The sequence below is a fragment of the Catenibacterium sp. AM22-6LB genome, from assembly GCF_003435615.1.
Lineage (GTDB): Bacteria > Bacillota_I > Bacilli_A > Erysipelotrichales > Coprobacillaceae > Catenibacterium > Catenibacterium mitsuoka_A.
This window is the reverse complement of the sequence record NZ_QTUM01000021.1, coordinates 17,849-36,039: the sequence shown is the minus strand read 5'-3', so window position 1 is coordinate 36,039 and position 18,191 is coordinate 17,849. Positions and strand designations below refer to the sequence as shown.

Genomic DNA, 18,191 nt, shown 5'->3' with positions numbered 1-18,191 from the left:
ATTACTGATTATTTTTTTGAATTTTTACTTGATTTCTATTATCCAATTTTTTTATGCATAAAAAAAGGGACATACACTGTCCCTAACAAACAATACCATTACGTATTGTGTAATTTATTCCATTGTAATTGTAAGTACCATTATATGACCAATTCAATTGACCATTTTCTACATAGTACCAAGTACCTGATCCGTTAACCTGCGACAAGGTGGTCTTATGCCAGTTTATCTGTCCATGATCCACATAATACCATGTACCATTAAATAAAATGAGATTAGAATAATTCCAGTCAATCATACCGTTCTTTACATAATACCAACCATTATTGAAATAGAATAACCCATTATACGACCAATTCAATTGACCGTTTTCAATATAATACCAATTATTATCATAGTAAGCTAATCCTTGATAGTTCCAGTTAATCACACCATTTGAAACATAGTACCAAGTACCACTTCCATTAACCTGACATAATGTATTTTTATTCCAGTTTATTTGGCCATTCTCCACATAATACCAAGTACTATAATACTTCACTAGATTTGTATACTTCCAGTTGATCTTACCATGATCCACATAATACCATGTCCCATTATATAAAATGGGACTATTATAGTTCGTATCTAGAACACCATTAACTAAATAATACCATTCTCCATTAATATAAGTAAGACCATTGCTAGATGTGTTAACAGTACCATTCATCACATAGTAAGTCTTTCCACCAAAGTCTACTAAACCAGTATAAGTGTCATCAATCTTACCATTATGAATACAATGCCACTGCCCATTGTAATAAATAAGTGCATCACCAGTTAAGACAATACCATTATTCACAAAGTACCAATCATTTCCATATTTCACTATACCAGTCATATTCTTATTTGTATGGCCGTTTATAAGATAGTAAGTTGTTTTACCACACGTCCAAGGACCGTTATAAGATGTATCTATCTTACCTGAATCTACCTTATAATATTCCCCTTCATATTCAATAGCACCTGTAATAGATTGATCCGCAATACCATCAACCATATAGTAATTATGATAAACACCTGTGACATCAATAAAATGACCATACTGAGTCGCATATGTACCTGCTCCGATAGTAATAGTAGATGCATAAGTATTAACTTTTACATCCTCACATTTCATTAAATAGCCACCAATGGTTTCACCAATTGAGTAATGTCCATATTTATTAGGATGATAACCATCTGAAGAAAAGTAATCCTTATTTCCATTTAAAGCATATTCACTATTAGTGATATATGTGCCTCCTGCCTGCTTTGTACCATCCTTATAAGCCTCTATAACCTGAGTAAAACAACTACGATTTTCTATAGAATCACCAGTCATAGCGACTAATACTTGTGCTTGAGGATAAAGTTTTTGCGCCTTTTTTACTGTATCATAAACCCTGTTTTTAATTGTGTCATAGGAATATTTCATATCATTATAGCCACCTGCTATAACTACATATTTCGCATTTCTTCCTGTACCTTCCTCTAATAAATCATCAAATGTCTGACCATGAGACTCCGCAACGAATCCTACACCACCTTGAGATGCCTGTGTATAATCAACACCTGCCTTTTGACTTGCATGAACATACCATAAATCATCCCCAGTAATCATGCCATCCTTAGAATAACCTTGGGTATATGAATCTCCAATATATTGTACAAGATCTTTATTATCTGCATAAACTGGTGAACTAACACAAATAAGCAGAAAGATAAAAATACCAATCAACTTTTTCATGCGATACCTCCGTAATTATTGAATAAGTCTACTAAAATATATTCTTGTTTAGTATTCTTGTCAACATTGTTTACTTAAACCAATAAATTCCATTAAAAAAGTTCCTCCAACTAGGAGGAACCTCAAAGTGAATTAATAAATAATTACTTTAGTATTTCTAGGAATGTTGTCATAGATCCATTTAGCATGATCAATATCTAATCTAACACATCCATGAGATACTGCCTTATCCATTGAATTATCAATGATTCTTTTTGGTGTATTCTGTCTATCATAGATAACTGAATGGAATAAGTAGTTACCAGTAATCTGTGTATAATACCAGCATCTACCTCTTGAACCTGTATCGAAGTATTTACCTTTAGAGCCCACATAGAAAGTACCACTTACTGTTGGTGTTGATGGTTTACCAACACAACACTGATAATACTGAACATCTTGCCAGTTACCCTTGCTGCCTCTAAAGATACCAACACGATGTGCGGCTCTATCTACGAGAATAATATACTCTGTAGGACTTGATTCATTACGTGCAAGATTACGCATTTTGTCTAGTGGGCTATTAATCATAACACCATTGATTACTTCATAGTATGTACCTTGACCATTAACTTGTGCTAAACCTGTATAACTCCAATCTAACACACCACGGTTAATGTAATACCAGCCACCTGCATGATAAGCTAAACCTGTATAATTCCAATCTAACACACCATTTCTGACACAATACCATGTTCCATAATACTGAACCAAATCAGTAAAATTCCAATTTAACTTACCATTTTCTACATAGTACCAAGCACCATAGTATTGAGTGAGATTTGTGAAGTTCCAATCTAACTGTCCATTCACAACCATATACCATGTACTATAATACTTAGTTAATCCTGTATAATCCCAATTGATCTTACCATGATCTACATAATACCATCCGCCACAGTGAGAAGCTAAACCTGTATAATTCCAATCTAACACACCATTTCTGACACAATACCATGTTCCATAATAATGAACTAAATCAGTAAAGTTCCAATTTAACTTACCATTTTCTACATAGTACCAAGCACCGTTATATTCAGTAAGATTAGTGAAACTCCAATCTAACTGCCCATCTACTACCATATACCATGTACTATAATACTTAGTTAATCCTGTATAGTTCCAATCAAGTTTACCATGATCTACATAATACCATCCACCACAGTGGAAAGCTAAACCAGTATAGTTATAATCTAATACACCATTTCTAATACAATACCATGTACCATCCTTTAGGATTAAATCATTAAAATTCCAATCCAAATAACCATTTACTACATAATACCAAGTACTATAATACTTAGTTAAACCTGTATAATTCCAGTTAAGAACACCATTTTCAACATAGTACCATCTACCATCATGTATAGCTAAACCAGTATAATCATAATTAACTACACCTTTTTCAAGCAAGTACCATGTGCCATTGATGTATGTTAACTCACTCTTACTTGTATCAAGAGATCCATTATGCATGTAGTATAAAACACCATCTGTTTCACAACCACCTGTATAATTCCAGTTAATCTGACCATGATCTACATAGAAGTAGCCACCACAGTGTTCTACAACTCCTGTATAAGTCCAGTCAATTGTACCGTTTTCTACAAAGTACCATCCACCACAGTGGAAAATAACATCTCTTGTTTCTTCATTTAAGCGACCTTGATCAATGTAATACCAAGTGCCATCAATGTAGACTACATCAGTCAATGTTGTATCAACAGTCCCATTCTGTACATAATACTTTTCACCTTCGTATTCAGCTAACCCTTTAAAGTCTTTATCTACTTCTCCATTTGAATAATAGACAAACTGATCATCTTCATAGACAAGTCCTGACTTTGGTGTAACAACATCTTCTGTAGTTGTATCATCTACTGCATATACAGCATTACTCAAAGCAAGAGGTACCTGAATAACCATAAAAGATAAAATTAAGCCTAATAATAACTTACTTAGTTTCTTCATGAAATGTCGCCTCCTTTCTCCCAAAATAGTAGGATTTCTCATCCTAATCATTATTTTACTCTTAAAGATACCTTTAATCAAATATTTGTATTAGATAGTATTTTTATTGTATTTAATGTTTATTATTGATATTCTACTAAGAATATTTTATTTATACTCCCAAAAAAAAGAAGAGTGATAAACACTCTTCTTAAACACGCTGTCCATTAACCACTTTATATTGAGGTCCTTTATTATTCACCTGGGCATAACCATTATATTCCCAGTTGATTTTACCATTCTCTACGTAGTAATATCCACCACAATGATAAACAAGACCCTTATAAGAATAATCAATAGTCGCTTTCTTTACATAGTACCATGTACCTTCATAAAGAACTAAATCTGTAAAGTTCCAATCAATCTTACCATTCTTTACATAATACCATGTACCATTATAAAGAACTAAGTTTGAATAATCCCAATAAATCTTACCATGATTCACATAATACCATGTTTTATTATAGTAAGTGAGATTGCAGTAATCCCAGTTAATATGTCCATGATCGATATAGAACCATTCTTTATTGTAGTAAATAAGGCCTGAATGATTCCAGTCTAGCTTTCCTTTAGAAACATAGTACCATGTACCTTCATAAAAAACTAAATCTGTAAATTTCCAATCTATCTGGCCATTCTTTACATAATACCAGGCACCATTATAAAAAACTAAATTTGAATAATCCCAATGAATCATACCATGATAAACATAATACCATGTTTTATTGTAGTAAATGAGATTACAATAATCCCAGTTAATATGTCCATGATCAATATAGAACCATTGATTGTTGTAGTAGATGAGACCTGAATAGTTCCAGTCTACCTTTCCTTTAGAAACATAGAACCATCCACCAGCATGATAAACTAAACCAGTATAATTAAAATCAATAATACCATTAACTACATAATACCAAGTACCATTATAAAGAACTAAGTCTGTAAACTTCCAATTGATATACCCATGATCTACATAATACCAGGTATCATTGTAGTAGATTGGGTTACTGTAATCCCAGTTAACTGAACCTTTTTCAAAATAATACCAAGTATTCTTATAATAAGTTAATTGTGTATAGCTTTCATCTATAACACCTTTTTTAACATAGAGAAGATCTTTTCCGCTTTCTACAACACCTGTATATTGTGGATCTACAACACCATTTGTAACATAATAATTCTTACTATTATACTTACAAGTACCATTGTAGTTCTTATTAACCTGACCATTTTCTACATAGTAATATTTACTATTATATTCATAAAGACCCTTGTATTGATAATCAACCATACTATTTGAAACATAATAAAGTGTACCATCTTTTTCTACAAGACCCTTATAATCCCATCTCACCATACTACGGTCTACGTAATACATAGCACCATTGTATTTAACTAGATTTGTATATTTCCAGGTAATTGTTCCATTTTCAATATAATACCAAGTGTTATTGTAGTAATAGAGATCATTATAACTTGTATCTACTTTACCTTCTTTAATGTAATACCAAATATTTCCAGTATAGAATAAATCATTGAATCCATAATCTACCTGACTCTTATAGAAATAATATTTTGTACCTTTATATTCAGCAACATTATTATATGTCCATGAAATAGTACTACCTTCTACATAATAAAGATTATTGTTGTTGGATACGACACCATTAAATGTCCAATCTAATACTCCATTCACAATATAGTACCAGTTATTATTGTAGTAATATAAATCAGTAAAGTCCTTATTAAGCTTACCGTTAGTTAACATGTACCAATTAGAACCGTATTGTACTAGTCCTGATTGAGACTTATCTACTTTGCCTTTTGTAACAAGATATGTATCTCCCTTATAAGTAGCGAGTCCACTATATGATGTATCAATACGATTATTCTTAAAGTAGTATAATTCTCCTTGAATTTCATTTAATCCATCAGAATACTTAGTATTAGTTCCACCATTGTTTGTATTACCACCATATGAATTTTCAAATGGACTATAAGAGTAATTTAAATCTACATTAGTTGAGATACCAGATATTTTTCCAGTACAAGAGCACTGCCACATATCATATTTACCCTGATAATTACAAACTGTATTATATTGTGCAACCCACTTAGTCCAGTTATTAAAACAACTATCAGTTAAATAATTAGTAAACCAATCTTTGTTCGCATAAATACCAACAGTATATCCCTTTGCAGATAACTTATTACAGAATGTCTTCGCAATATTCGCAATTTCAGTTTTACTTAATTTCTTACGTATTGCATCTTCTTCTAAATCATAATAAACAGGATACTTGAACTTCTTACCTTCTAATAAGCGAATCGCATGATCTGCTTCACTAGATGCTTTCTCTACAGTATCAGCATAAGAATATAGGTAAACACCATAAGGAATATTGTTGTCTGTACATCCCTTTACATTTTCTTCCCATTTCTTATCATCCTGACTCTTATCATCTATACCATAACCACATCTGATAATCGCATATTCTACTTCTGACTGTTTGACTTTCTTCCAGTCAATAGTGCCATTATGATAGCTTACATCAATTCCCTTACAAATTGCTTTTGGATCATCAGGCCATCCTGAATTCACAGAAGCACGTGCAGCATAATTTGCACGACCTCTTTCCTTCACTTGCCCATTTGAATATCTAAAGCTATTTGCTATATCATTCTTTTCATTATAGTTAATATCTTCACCAAATGCTGGAAGAGTAGTACTACTTACAACCATTAGGAAAGATAAAACTGTAACGCATAATCTCTTAAATAGTTTTTTCATCAGTGTGTCCTCCTTCGCGTTAAATCATTTTAACATGTGTATTATGAATCATCAATTTGTATCAATAATTTCACATAATTCATTCTGATGTAAAATAATAAAATCAATAAGTATAAAATAAATGCGCTTCCATGCATTTAATAATATAACATCTAAATTACAGATTATCAAACATTATCACACGTTTTAATGCTCAAATAATCATGATATTTACAATAAAAAAGAGTTTGTAAATAAAAAACTGATTCATAGAGAATCAGCCTTATTCTTATACAGTAATATCATAATACATAAACTTTCTATCGCAGCTATAACCCATACAGATATATTTGTATCATCACCTGTTTTTATATGTGATTTATTGAGTTTAGAAGGTGTAGTCTGTTCAGGTTTTACCCATTCAGCTTTAGGTTCAATCTTTACACTATATTCTACACTTCCATCTACAAGAGAGGGAATACTTACTAGAAAAGGGGCAGACTCAAACTGACTTTTACCACTTTCCACATATCCCTCTTGTGCAATCAAATAAATACCTTGCGTTAAATTACTAAATGTTGTACGACCTAATGTATTAGTTTCTTGTAGTGAACAAGATATATCTTTCTTTTGTGCATATTTATATAATTGTTTGGCTTGTTTTTCTCTTGCCTCTGCACTGGTATCTTCTAATGATATATGTGAATCTTTAAAGTTATCCTTCCATGTCAATGTATCATTACTCATATATTGAACCTGATAGATTGAAAACTTAGCATCTGAAAGATTCACTTCCTGATTCAATTCATTTCTACATTTATATACAATCTGTATACTTCCTTTTCTAGAACCACTCTCTGCATGAATAGTTGAAACATTCATGAACGTACTCATGAGAAAAACAATCATAAACACAATAATATTTCTTACCTTCATGTTAGTTCCTCCTTTTCTTATCCCTTATACAGTAAATAATTGCGATAATTAAACCTATCAAAATCACAATTACTGCCGTAATTAATACCTTAGACGTAAATGATAATTCTGGTTTAATATTTGTATCAGGCACTTTCTTTGTAGCTTCTTGATATGGTATACGATGTCCTCTTACTAATAATCTATGTGTATTAATCGCATAAGGTGTACATGTCACTAATGTGGCATAATCTTTACCAGGTTCTATAGATAAACTCTTTGTATCTTCTGGTAATACTGTTTGTATTTGATCTATTTTATAAGCCAATGTTTCATCTAAGACCTTGATATAGAATATATCTCCTTCTTTTAGCTTATCTATATTTGTGAATAATGTCTTAGTAGGCAGTCCTCTGTGGCCCGTTAATACTGTATGAGTACTCTCTCCACCAACAGGCAAAGAAGTACCCCAGAAATGTCCTACACCTGCCTGTAAGACTGTTTCACTTGTGCCATGATAAATCGGTAGTTCTATATGAATCTTAGGAATACGTATATATCCCATCATTCCAGAACCATCTACATTTAATAAACTCTCATAACGTGCATCTAACTTTGTATCTTCCTGTGAAAATGGATCTATAAGATCTATATTTCCTAACATCTCTCTATTATAAGCACGTGCTTCTTCCAACATTCTTATCTTATCTGCCTTAGAGAGTTCTACACTCTCTTTATCATAATAAGAGATAGCCTTAGAACCATTCTTCTCATTCAGATAACTACTAAAACTAGGATATAACAACACGGAGAATGCAATCAAAAGTACAAATAAACGAATAATATCATTTTTTGTGATTTTAATCTTCATACACTTCATTTCATTCTCCCTATTAATATATAAATAATTAGAATTGCGGTTATCTTTTATGAAAGATAACCGCTCATTCCATTAAAAACTATTTCTTAGTTTTCTCTTTTTCTATCACGGATAAAGCTTACTGCAACACCTAATACAAGAAGGGCTGCAACAACAGTAAATGCGATAGTACCCATACCACCTGTTGATGGAAGGATAGAACCAGTACTGTTTTCTACGTCGATGATTTTGTCTTTTTCTACTGTACCATCTTTTGAGATAGTCCACTTATTTACATCTGTATCTGTGCTCTTTGTGATTTTAATTACGATTGGAGCAGTTAACTTATTGAATCCGTCTGGTGCCTTTGTTTCTACTAAATAGTATGTTCCTTCTGCAAGACCATTAACATGAAGATTGTAACCTTGACCGGTAATTGAATCCACAGACACAAATTCTGTAGTAGGAGATGTTGAGTCTACTACATAGTTACCATTACTTCCTAATACTTTAATAGCGTTTTCGTTAGCTGCATCAGCATCAGTTTTGTTTGAATATAACTTGAATTTAGCACCAGCTAATGTCTTGCCACCGTTTTTAGCAAATTTCTTGATAGCAAGAGGGTATGTAGGTGTTTTTGCTTCACTTGGTGTAGTAGTTGTTGTATCGCTTGGATTGTTACCATATTCTAATGTGGCACTGTTCTTTTCTGTTACAACGGCATCTTTATTCACTTTAGCATAATAAGTTACAGTGAATTCTTTACCTTTGTTTGTCTGGTTAGCTCTTACCCATGCAGATAAGTCAAGAGCCATTGTCTTCTTTGTGGTATCTAATGTAGCTGTTGTAGGTGCTGTGCTTGCATCAGTAGCATTTTTGAATGCAACTGATACGTTTACTGTATTACCAGTGACAGCTGTTCCTTTTGCATCGTTTACAAAATCAAGACCGTTTGATAATGTATCGTGAATCTTATATACATATTCAGCATATCCAGTTGTATCTGGTACTGAACCAGCAACTGTATATTTAACAACCTGACCAATACTTACAGTTTCTTTATCAGCTGTTTTTGTGATACTTGGAGCTTCTGTTTTTAAACTTACTGTAGTTTCTCCATCAACTGTAACTAATGAAGACTGAATCTTCTTTCCACCTGTTACATATACTAAGTAGTATCCTTTATCTAATCCATTGAATACAAAAGATGTTGTGTTTTTACCTGTGATTTTTCCAGATGTTTTAGTAGCTTTTACTGTTGTACCATTCTTTAATGCATATTCAGTAAAGTCATTCGCGAACTTCTGAACTGGTGCTGATTTATCTTCTCCAAGAGTTTTTACAGCTTCTGCATACTCAACATCAGTTGTTCCTGAAAATGAAGTTCCAAGAGCTGACTTAATTGCATCCTTATAACCAGTAGCTGTATTTACTGTATAAGCATAGTTCTTGTTTTCTCCACTTCCTGATGTAGTAACATCAAATAATTTGTACAGACTAATTGTCTGGCCATTCAAATCCTGACCGCTTAGTACATTTACAGTAAGATTATTTGCATCTGCTGCAAATGCTGTTACGGACATAGTCATTGTCATAACCGCAGTTAATAACAATGCGATAATGCGTTTAATACTTTTCATAACTTTTTCTCCTTTTTTTTCATTTCTCTTTATAGTTTTTCTGCTTTATTTTCCTTATTCTTTCTGTATCTCATAACGAAATAAACAAGGAAAAGCAGAATTGCTATCGTGTAATATAAGTAGTTTCCTGATCCTCCAGTACCTGGAAGACATGGGAAATGCTTGTTGGTTATCGTAAACGTAAATCCATCTTCTGATGTATTTATTGTTGTCGTATAACCATTAATTTCCGCTTCTGTTACGGAATATTTATAATAACAAACAGTTCCATCACTTTCTTTAATATAAGCAGGAAGACCTTTAATCACTTCTTGCCATGTTGATTTTTTGATAGAACCTGTTATTGTGTAACTTTCATAACCTGGAACAGTTTCTGTCTTATTACCATTCGCATCCTTCCAAGTACGAGAAATTGTTACCGTAATACTCTCTGGTCGTTTATTATCGAAGTTATCGAAATCCTTCCAGACTTTATTTATAGTGAGTTTAACATGCTTATCGCATGGATCCTGTGACTCAGATGGTTCTGGTGTCTCACTTTCACCAGTATTTAGAGTTGTCTTTGTATCAGCCATTAATACTGCTTTGGCCGATGATTCATATGCTTTAAGATCTGCTTTTACTGAGTCACTCTTGCTTGCCAGAACAGCATTCTTTAATTTATCAAAAGCTTTAACCGTAATCATATGCTGGATTGTATAAATATCCCATCCACCATTCTTTTCATAACTACTATTTAATATCTGGCTATTGTTTTTGATTTCTGTAAGAGACTTATCTAACTTTCTATAAATACGGTAGTTGTTACCTTCACCTTCAACCTTATCCAATGTATTAAATTCATATACTGAATCTAATTCACTCTTACCACTAAAAGGCCCAACAAGATTCTTAGTACCTCTGACTACGTCACAGTAGTACATATCGTTATTCTTTAATAAACCTTCATCATTAAATCCTACAAAACCACCACTGCGTCCATCATTGGAAGTTCCATCATTGTTGTTAGTAGCACCACCTGCATAAATATCATATCCATAGCTCACACCATACACTTTACTATCAGTAATCTTTGTACGGTTTGCTTTAATAAGACTGACACTGATATTTGACTTTGCATCATTATCATTTAATAAACCATTCTCATCACATGGAAGTTTAATAGATGAATCTCCAATAGTAATAATTGCAAGATCTGTCTGTTGGCTGTTATCTGTTGATTTCTTAGAAAGACCTACAGATATATCTAAACCTAGAAGATTGACATGAAGAAGTTTTCCTTTATATAACGCTTCTACTTTTATAATTCCTAGATTAATCTTTAGAAGATTTGAATCTTGTATTTTATCTAGGTAAAGTGCTTTTACTAGCTGATTTACAACCGCAAATATGACATTAACTGGTCCAGAATCTAGTTTTAGATCTGCAAGATATGCAAAGCTTGTTCTACCTGCAAATCCTCCAGCGGTTCCACCAGATGCAACCTGTTTTAATCCAATATTTAAATCACTATTACTTCCTGCTGTACACTTAGACATCCTTGCAAGGTTTGCATAACCAATAAATCCACCTGCAATCTGTTCCTCACCATTCTGACTCTGTACTGTATAGCCATCACTTGTACCACTTACACTACATTCATCAATATGAGAACCAAAGATATCCATGACACCTAAGGCACCACCAAGAAGCTGTCCTGTATTATCTCCTATGACATCAATCTTATCAGCTTTCACAACACCACTCTTACCAGAGTAACCAACGAATCCACCTACACTATTTAAGCCTCTTACATTGCTTAATTGTGTAACTGTACTGTTCTTTACAGAACCATTTAGAAGTGAACCACCAAAACCACCGGCTGTTCCACTGTATGTGACTTGATTGTTCTGTCCAGATTTAATTGCTTTATTGGCACTGACACTTAGTCCTGCATCCTTACTTCCAATTACATTTCCGTAATATAGATAACTTCTAAAAGCATCTAATACATCTGTTCTTCCTAGTTTTAATAACTTATCTAATAGGGATGATTCATCTCCTGCACTGATATTTGCAACTCCAGCAACATCTGCAACACCAAAACATCCACCAGCATATTCACCTGCAATAACAGAACGGATATTCTTTACAGAAATACCAGCTTCTTGCTTATCTTTTTTACCAAGAACTGTACCTTCCAGCATTCCTGCAAAACCACCTGCAGTTTTCGCATAAGAGGTATTCTTGTTACCTGTTGTATAAGCACCATTTACGATAAATCCCCAATCATCCCAGGATTCAACGTCTGCATAATTGATTGTTGCGACTGTCGCATTAAGTACTTTAATGAGGTCTGAAGGGCTACTAAGTAGTTTATTAAGAAGTTTGCTTAATAATCCTTCACCTGCATTAGGGTTAAGTGTTGCTACACTACCAGGTCTAGAACTTCCTACAAAACCACCTACGTAGCTTCTACCATCTACTCGTCTAAGTTTCTTTACCTGGCAATGTGCAGTATTATCTCCCCATATCTGTCCACCAATGAGTTTGCCTACATAACCACCAGCATAACCACAAGTATCTTTGTCATCTACACCTTCTGACTGGACAATCAATCCGCTCTGATAACCCTCTACTGAAGACTGCTTAATTACTGGGACAAATACATTCAGTACATCAATCATTCGTCCTAACTGAAGATCAAGACCAAGAATATTGACACCACCAAGATCTGCAGCACCACCATTAATCATTTCTCCTACAAAACCGCCGGCGCATCGAAGCCCTTTAATTGTCTTTGCCTGATAAGCCTGTCCATTTGTTATCTTTCCGGTCTGCATTGATCCGACATAGCCACCAGCTGCTCCGCCATTTGCCAGTTTTATTTCATCCCGGTAATTTTCTCTTCCTGCGACAACATTGTATCCATATATATATTTCCCAATGATCTTATCAAGTTGTTCTTGACTGTTTACTTTACCATTCTCTGCAAGATCACTTCCGTAACCTTTATATTTACCAACAAATTCTACCCAATCATTCCAACTTTTATAATCCATCTGGGCAAGTGGTCCGTAAACTGCCGTATTTTCTTCCGTCGGATAGACGACGCTGAGAGCTCCAAGGATGTTATCTACTTTTACCAGTCCCCATAATAAGGACAGATTTCCGGTACTTGCCGTATCGGCTGACTCCATAAGACCTGTGAAACCACCTGCAATTTCTTCTCCGTATACCGAACGGATTCTTACTGCTTTACAAGTACTTGTTGGTCCAGAATAGTCTTGACCTTTCCACTTCTTTGTATTATTACCCCAGATATGACCACCTTCGTTATGTCCTACATAACCACCAGCCAAACCTCTTTGTACCTGTGTTGTAGAAGATGCCTGTGCACGTACTGCACCACCACAAGGAATACATGTTGTGGAACTGTTTCTGATTGTTGGTACAAAATCCTCAGCAACAGATGCTAATGCACTTTTTACATCCACAAGTCCTTTTAAAATACTTGCATTTCCTAGTACATTTGCCACATTTCCTGGCTGTAAGTCTCCTACATAACCACCAGCTGTTAACTGACCAATAATATAAGAGAAGTTATTCGCATTAGAATCCTGGATATGTCCACCAGAAATCTTTCCTGCAAAGCCACCTGCATCCCCAAGTACATCATTCTCTGATGCATCAGAAGCTGTATTCTCATATGATGCTTTAACCGCAAATCCACCAGGATTTCCAGTAACATGAGAATGTTCAATAGTAGATACCACTACATTTAATGCATCTAATACATTATTAATTCCTATAGACTTACCTAAAACACTTAATCCTTTACCTACAGAAGCAGCAGAACCAATATCCATATAACCAATATACCCACCAGCATATCTTGCACCAGTGACTGCATATTGACTGTTATTATCAAAGTATGTAGGGGCTTCTGTTGCTTCTAAATCTTTTGGAGGTGTTACATTTGTATGTTTTAAATATGTCACATCACAATAACTTACCTGAACACCACTACCATAACCAATGAATCCTCCTGCACTTCCTGCATGAGTATCATCTGTTTTTAATTTATTCGCAATGACTGTAAATCCTGAATCTGACTTTACACCAGCATATCGTACATAAGGGATATAGGCATTAATAACATTTAACAAATCTCCAATCTTAATATCTAACCCTTTAATACCACCAAGGATACTAATACCTTTACCTGCATCAGCAAGGGCACCAGAGTAAACATTACCTCCAAAACCACCTGCATATGACTGTCCATTAACATGATCTATGTTATATACAGAATAATAGTTTCCTTGTCCTGCATTATAGTTATTTACTGTACCACTCTGGAAGCTTCCTGCGAAACCACCTGCAGTATCCGCAGAAACACCACCACCATTTACATAAGTAACTGTACATACTGTGTAAGAAGGGACTAAGTATTTAATTGCTCCTAATAATCCATTAACATTAAGTAACGCTTTAATATCTGCTTCATTAGCTACATCAGCAAGACCACCTGTCTGTGAAGAACCAATAAATCCTCCTGCAATACCATCAGAATCATTTGCGGATACTTCTTTAAGATTCTTTACATCTGAATGATTGATTTCACAGCTATTACTTTTTCCAATAAAACCACCAGCTGTATAATCTACTACTTCTCCAAGATTGTTTGTACCTGTGGCTTTTACTGTGAAGCCGTCTTTTATACCATTTGCGTGGGTATTGTTGATTTTAACTCTAATACCTTCTGCAACAGAAAGCAGATTACCTACCTTTAATAGGTTATTTAATCCTAGTAGATTCAAAGTTAATCCGTTACCACCAACTAGATCACCAGGTCCTGCACAACCAACAAATCCACCAGTTCTATTTTTAGCTGTTATAGACTTAATATTACTTAAAGTAACTGTATCTACATCACCACCAATAGCTTCACCAAGTGCTCCCCCGGCATAATTATGACCAGCCTCAACTGTATATCCATCTTTTCCGTTTACTGTTACATTATGAACAGTAAATCCTAAGAAATTTCCAACTCCGAGTGTATTATTCAAAAGGCCTGTTACACTTGCAGTTGTTACACTACCCGCAATACCACCAACACGGTTTTCTCCTGCTTTTACCTTTAATAGTCCATTGATTGTATTATCTCTTTGTGCAACACTTTCTGTTTGTAAAGCACCATATTTCCAATAAGATAGCTTACTTAAATATTCTTGACTCGATTCAGCGAGATAGACACCATCTCCACCACCAAGAATACCACCGGCATAACTTTTACCCGCTTCAACAGAAATAGATGAACAATTCATATTACATCCAAGAATCGCAGAAGGGGCAATACCTGTTAGTGAAAGAAGCATGCCTGCTTTTTCTGGGTCACTAGATAAAAGATCTGTAAGAAGTTTTCCTACTGTCTTTAAAAGACTCGGATCAGATACTTCATCCTTACCAAGATTTGTCACCCAGCCAACTGTTGCAATTCCAGCTACTCCACCAGCATAGCTTCCAGTCGCTTTAACTGAAATACTTCCAGTTGAGCCACAATTAATCGCATAACTATTTGTAAGAGCACCTGTCATACCACCTTGGTAATTCTCGCCTGAAACAGTAACATCACAGTTTAAGATATTACAATTCATTAGTAAACTTTGTGGCTGTGTCACACGGATCAACTCAACACCAACATCACTTAATGTTCCCTTGATATCCGCATCTCTACTAATACCAGCAAAACCTCCACCATACTCTTTCGCCTTAACAGTATAGTTACTGTTGTTTATAGAACAATCAAATATGTCTGTTCCTACCTGCTGTCCAACAAAACCTCCAGCAAAGTCCTTATCATCATTTCCAATTATTCCTGTTAAATTATTTAAATGACAATTTTTAATTATGACATTTTTATACCCAGTTGGTATTAGATTGCCAACAGGTAAGGCATTGTCTAACAGAATTGTAATTAAATCTCCTAGACCAAGTCCTGGAATAGCATTTAATAATGAAGATAAAGCATTGACTGTTACTCCTAATACTTTAGATAATCCATCATACTGTGTAACACCTTCTGTATAACCAACAAATCCACCTGTACGTCCATTAATATTTGAAACACTGACTTTCCCTGTCACATCACAATTCTCAATAGACACATCCCCAACTAGTCTTCCTGCAAACGCTCCAGTTGCATATATAGTCGGATCCTTTGCACGTGCATTTAACAAAGCCGATAGGGTGTCTTTTAAATTCAATTTAACTTTTCCAAAACTTAAAACACCTACTAATAAATCAACAACTCCACCAACTAGCCATCCAAGACCAGATGTCAATCCACTAATTAACGTCTGTGTATTCTTATGTTCATTCGTATTATTTTTTACATCAACATTTCTGAGTTCCAAATTAGAGACTGTAACTCTTCCGGCACTTACACCAACATTATTTACATTGATTTCATTTGTTACTGTTCCAAAGAAACCAACACCAATATACTTCGTACTATCCATTTTTTCTGTCTGATTGACATTAACATTAGAAATAATTGGTTTTCCAGTTGCAAAAATAGAATTTCCATCAGTAAGTAATTGTTGTCCATTAGCTAACTTAGCTCCGATAATATTTCCTGATACCATAAGTGGTGTCCAAAGATCATCCTCTTTATTTGAATTAACTCCATCTTTTGATAAGTCAATGTCTCTAAAAATGATATAGTTCGCATTAGATGAATATTTTAAGTTACCATATTCTGCCTTTAATTTAGTAAGACTTGCATTCTTAGAGTCAGGTAATCCTTCATCATTAACACCACATAAGCTACCTGTACCAACAGTTAATCCACCTAATAATGTTCCTAATAGTCCACCTACACCCTTCAATAAACCAGTGACAACATCATCACTTGTTAAGTTGATATCTGCAAGTTTATATTTACCATTATCTTTATAATATAAATAAGAATTATCACCTTTTATTGTATCTGGTTTATAGCTAAATCCTTCAAGGTGTGTTGTTGCACCTTCTTTCGCAACTGCATCTAATCCAAGATCTGCATCGCCTGGATAATATGGTGTATAGAATGGTTTTCCCCCTAATAAACCACTTACGAGTCCCTGAGTATAATGAACATACAATCTTGGCGTAACGTTCTTATTAGTTCCAATGGCTCTTAACTGAGATTCATTACCTATTAAGATATATTTCTTACCACCAACCTCTGTATAAAGCTGTCCTGGTTTTGTTCTTCCATCTGCATGTTCACCGTTTAACCACTGAACACTACTAGATGAACTCTCTCTTAACTGATTCTCAACTAATTTTCGCTTACTAGAATCAAAACTTTGAGAGAGTACATACTTATGTGTTTTACTATAAGTTAAATAGGGCTGATTCTCTCCATTAGGATAAATCATCTGTCCCATGCCAAACTGTGGTGCATCATAATCTAATGACATGACTGGTTCTGTTTCTGAATTATCCTGTGCAAGAACCATTAACTGATAGGGGTTATAGATAGTAATGGTATCTGTTTCTTTATTATAAAGTGATGTACTTTCTCTAGTTGTACCTGTAATGCTACCAGTAAAGTTATTTGGAAGTGTCCAGATGTAATCAGTACTCATCTCAATATCACTCATTAATACATATTGAGCATCTGATGTATATCTCAATTCAGTTCCTTCATTCTTTACTACTTCTCCAGAACCAATTGATCCATCCTTATCACCTGTATAAACATAAGCATCTGAACCAATCTGTTTTAACTGATTATAGTTATAAATACAGATCTTATCGTTTTGGTAATATGTTTCTATATTCTCAGTTGTTTCAGTTGTATTTGTATTATTATCATAAACTGTCTCTTGAGATGTATTATCTGGTGAATCGAAGTTAACTATACCTGCCGCATTTGCCTGCGTGCATACCAACGCTATACATAGTATGAGTAGTACCCATTTATTTAATATTATCTTAATTTTATTCATACTAGACCTTTTTCCCTTCTTATCAAATCTGACTTATTATTCAGAAAACATGTCACAATTGTTCTAAAAGGCCCCATATTGCGGATATTCTCTCTATATATACACTATATATACACTTTTTTTAAATCTTTTGTATTATAGCTTTTTAAAACTGTAAATATAATGTGCAAAATAGGAAAAGTTTTTAACAGTTTTTTGTTCAAAGTGTACC

The 18,191-nt window shown here is 34.1% G+C and carries 7 protein-coding genes; all 7 read right to left on the bottom strand.

Annotation, left to right across the window (positions count from 1 at the left end; translation table 11 throughout):
• Positions 1-82 precede the first annotated feature (82 nt).
• Positions 83-1,768 carry an SGNH/GDSL hydrolase family protein gene (locus tag DW269_RS06225; RefSeq protein ID WP_117458998.1) on the bottom strand — a complete coding sequence of 562 codons (1,686 nt, stop codon included), beginning with the start codon at positions 1,766-1,768 and terminating at the stop codon, positions 83-85.
• Between the two features lie 132 nt (positions 1,769-1,900).
• Positions 1,901-3,778, bottom strand: a complete 1,878-nt coding sequence (locus tag DW269_RS06220; RefSeq protein WP_158546319.1) for a L,D-transpeptidase — start codon at positions 3,776-3,778, stop codon at positions 1,901-1,903.
• A 190-nt stretch (positions 3,779-3,968) separates the two neighbouring features.
• A complete protein-coding gene (locus tag DW269_RS06215) occupies positions 3,969-6,608 on the bottom strand; it encodes a glycoside hydrolase family 25 protein (RefSeq protein ID WP_117458996.1) in 2,640 nt (879 codons plus the stop codon).
• 246 nt (positions 6,609-6,854) lie between these two features.
• A complete protein-coding gene (locus DW269_RS06210; protein WP_117458995.1) occupies positions 6,855-7,523 on the bottom strand; it encodes a pilin N-terminal domain-containing protein in 669 nt (222 codons plus the stop codon).
• 1 nt (position 7,524) lies between these two features.
• Positions 7,525-8,382: a class C sortase gene (locus tag DW269_RS06205; protein WP_199409968.1), complete on the bottom strand. Its 858-nt coding sequence runs from the start codon at positions 8,380-8,382 to the stop codon at positions 7,525-7,527.
• A gap of 86 nt (positions 8,383-8,468) precedes the next feature.
• The gene (locus DW269_RS06200) at positions 8,469-10,001 is read right to left on the bottom strand and encodes a SpaH/EbpB family LPXTG-anchored major pilin (protein ID WP_117458994.1); all 1,533 of its coding nucleotides are present in this window, start codon (positions 9,999-10,001) and stop codon (positions 8,469-8,471) included.
• 29 nt (positions 10,002-10,030) lie between these two features.
• Positions 10,031-17,980, bottom strand: coding sequence for a Cna B-type domain-containing protein (locus DW269_RS06195; protein WP_117458993.1), 7,950 nt, complete (start codon positions 17,978-17,980; stop codon positions 10,031-10,033).
• Between the last annotated feature and the right edge of the window lie 211 nt (positions 17,981-18,191).